The sequence below is a fragment of the Actinotalea sp. C106 genome, assembly GCF_023630195.1.
Classification (GTDB): domain Bacteria; phylum Actinomycetota; class Actinomycetes; order Actinomycetales; family Cellulomonadaceae; genus Actinotalea.
Genome location: NZ_JALPKN010000372.1, coordinates 1 through 2,597, shown reverse-complemented (window position 1 = coordinate 2,597; position 2,597 = coordinate 1). Strand labels below are relative to the sequence as shown.

The 2,597-nt window shown below is 73.7% G+C and carries 3 protein-coding genes and 1 tRNA gene; 1 reads left to right on the top strand and 3 read right to left on the bottom strand.

The features are described 5' to 3' along the window. Positions 1-705, top strand: a 705-nt coding sequence (locus tag L0B03_RS16485; RefSeq protein ID WP_250447892.1) for an SGNH/GDSL hydrolase family protein, incomplete at its 5' end; no start/stop codon positions are given. 49 nt (positions 706-754) lie between these two features. On the opposite strand, the gene L0B03_RS16480 is transcribed toward L0B03_RS16485, so the two are convergent. The 3 genes from L0B03_RS16480 to L0B03_RS16470 form a co-directional block, all read right to left on the bottom strand. Beyond that, positions 755-826, bottom strand: a tRNA-Thr gene (locus tag L0B03_RS16480). Positions 827-902: 76 nt separating this feature from the next. Continuing rightward, positions 903-1,544: a vitamin K epoxide reductase family protein gene (locus L0B03_RS16475; RefSeq protein ID WP_250447889.1), complete on the bottom strand. Its 642-nt coding sequence runs from the start codon at positions 1,542-1,544 to the stop codon at positions 903-905. A gap of 28 nt (positions 1,545-1,572) precedes the next feature. Continuing rightward, the gene (locus tag L0B03_RS16470; protein ID WP_250447887.1) at positions 1,573-2,421 is read right to left on the bottom strand and encodes a thioredoxin domain-containing protein; all 849 of its coding nucleotides are present in this window, start codon (positions 2,419-2,421) and stop codon (positions 1,573-1,575) included. Positions 2,422-2,597: the final 176 nt, after the last annotated feature.

Here is a 2,597-nt window from a genome sequence, read left to right as displayed (position 1 = left end):
CGCTGCCGGGGCTGGGCCGACCTGCTCGCCGCGCACCTGGCCGAGCGCGGCACCGAGCCGGTGCTGTACGCCAACCTCGCCGTCCGCGGCCGCCTGCTCACGCCGATCCTCGAGCAGCAGGTCCCCGCAGCCCTCGAGCTGGGTCCGGACCTGGTGAGCCTGGTCGGCGGGGGCAACGACATGCTGCGGCCCGCGGCCGACCCCGACACCCTCGCCGCGGCCCTCGAGGACGCCGTGGTGCGGCTGCGGGCCGCCGGCTCGGACGTGCTGCTCGCGACCGGGATGGACGCCAAGGACAGCCCGGTCATCCGACGCACCCGCGGCCGGGTCGCCGTCCTCAACTCCCATGTGTGGACCATCGCGCGGCGGCACGGTGCGCACGTGCTCGACGTGTGGGGGATGCGCTCGCTGCGGGACTGGCGGATGTGGGCCCCCGACCGGATCCACCTGACGACCGAGGGGCACCGCAGGGTCGCTCAGGGCGCCCTGGTCGCTCTGGGGCTCGCGCCCGACGACGCGCGGTGGGACGACCCCCTGACGCCGCTGCCGCCGGTGCCCCGATCAGCACAGGTGCGCGAGGACGTGGACTGGTTCCGCACCCACGCCTACCCCTGGGCCACCCGTCGGCTGCGCGGCCGCTCCTCGGGCGACCGGCGCGTGCCCAAGCAGCCCACCCTGGGGCCGGTCGGGCCTGACGGCCCCTGAGACCCTCGGGCGTGCGCCCCGGCTCTCCCGGAGCGTCGTCGCCCCACGGAGCCGCCTGTCGGATTCGAACCGACGACCGTCCGCTTACAAGGCGGGTGCTCTACCACTGAGCTAAGGCGGCCCGCCCGGTGGCCCGGGCGCGGCGACAAGTCTGCCAGAGGGCTCCCCCGCCGGGACCGGCCGGGGAGCCCTCTCGCTCAACCGAGCAGCGCGGGTCCGTAGCGCAGCCCGATGACCGCGGCCAGGAAGACCAGCCACAGCCACACCACGACGACGTCGACCTCGTGGTCGATGGCCCACCGCGCCCGCTCCTGGACGGGACGCGGCAGGTAGAGGTTGTCGTCCCGGACGTTCACGTGGGTGAGGGTCGTGAACACCAGGGTCGTGGAGACCGTGACGAGCAGGCACCACGGGCACAGCGAACCGATTTCGAACATCGACTGCGCGAACAGCCAGTACGCGAAGATCAGGCCCAGGGTGTAGACGAGCTGCGCCGAGGCCATGAACCAGCGCGGGAACGTCACGCCGCCCAGCGAGGCCACCGCGATGGTGATGACCACGGGCTCGGCGACCAGCCCCAGGAAGGCGTTCGGGAAGCCGAACAGCGATGCCTGCCAGGACTGCGCCACGGCCCCGCACGAGAGCACCGCGCTGACGTCGCAGGAGAGCACGCGGTCCGGGTTCTCGGCGAGCAGGAGCGCGTCGACCGAGAGCACGAAGGACGCGACGAGGCTGATGCAGGCCGAGAGCAGCATCGTGGTGAAGATGAACCGGTTGTCGTGCCGGATCCGGAAGGCGCGGGCGACCAGGCCCTCCCGCGCGGGGGCGTCGAGACTCATCGGGGTACCTGTCGACCGGGCCCGCGGCTCAGCCGCGGGCCTCCTCGACCGTGAGCTCGAGAGCCCCGGGGACACGCCAGTCGACCCCGAGGTCGCTCAGGTTCTCGCCGTCGACGAGCACGGTCGGGGTGCCGAACTGCTCGAACTCCCGCGTGGCCTGCTCGGTCGCGGCCGCGACCCACGAGGCGTAGGAGTCCTCCCCCCAGGAGAAGTACGAGCCGTCGGCGATCTGGTCCGCGACGGCGTCGTCGACCCCGGCCCCGCGGGCCAGGTCGGCCATCTCCTCGTCGGACAGGCCCGTGCCGCCCTCGGTGGGCTGGTTGGCGAAGAGCACGTCGTGGAAGGCGACGAAGGCCTCGGGGTCCTGGTCAGCCACGAGGGCGACCGCGGTGGCCGAGCGGGTCGCGTACTGCGACCCGGCTGCGGCGCGGTCCAGGATCGAGACCGGACGGTAGTCGACGACCACGTCGCCGGTGGCGCGGAGCTCCTCGAGCACCGGACCGTTGGTCTGCTCGAAGTCCGCGCAGACCGGGCAGAGGAAGTCGGAGTAGACGGTCACCGTGACGGCGTCCTCCGCGGACCCCTCGGTGCTGCCGGCCACGCCGTCGGCCCCCACGAGGACCCCGCCCTCGGCGGTGGTGTTGGCCGGGACGCTGACCGAGCCCAGCGGGTCCTCGACATCGCTGAAGTCGGGAGCGGGGTCGGGCTGGTTGCTGAGGATCCAGACGACCACGCCGCCGATGACGACGAGGCCGACCAGGACGAGGGAGATGAGCAGGACGCGCTGCCGGCTCGCGGCGCGCTCCTGCTCCTGGCGCCGGCGCACGGCCTGGGCGCGGGCATCCTCGCGGCGCTGCTGCTTGGACTGGGTGGACATGGTGCCTCCGGGATAGGGAGGACGGCGCAAGCCGTCCGGGTCAGGACGTCAGGGCACCCTGGCCCGGTCGAGCGAGGGCGCTCGGTCGAGCGAGGGGGCGGGGCTCAGGCGAGGCCGAGCCCGAGCCGTCCGGGGGGCCCTCGTCGCCACGGCACCCCGGCCGCGACCGCACCGCC

Excerpts from the sequence above, each read along its gene's own strand:
- L0B03_RS16475 (WP_250447889.1), bottom strand. The coding sequence starts at position 1,544 with ATGAGTCTCGACGCCCCCGCGCGGGAGGGCCTGGTCGCCCGCGCCTTC.
- L0B03_RS16470 (WP_250447887.1), bottom strand. The coding sequence starts at position 2,421 with ATGTCCACCCAGTCCAAGCAGCAGCGCCGCGAGGATGCCCGCGCCCAG.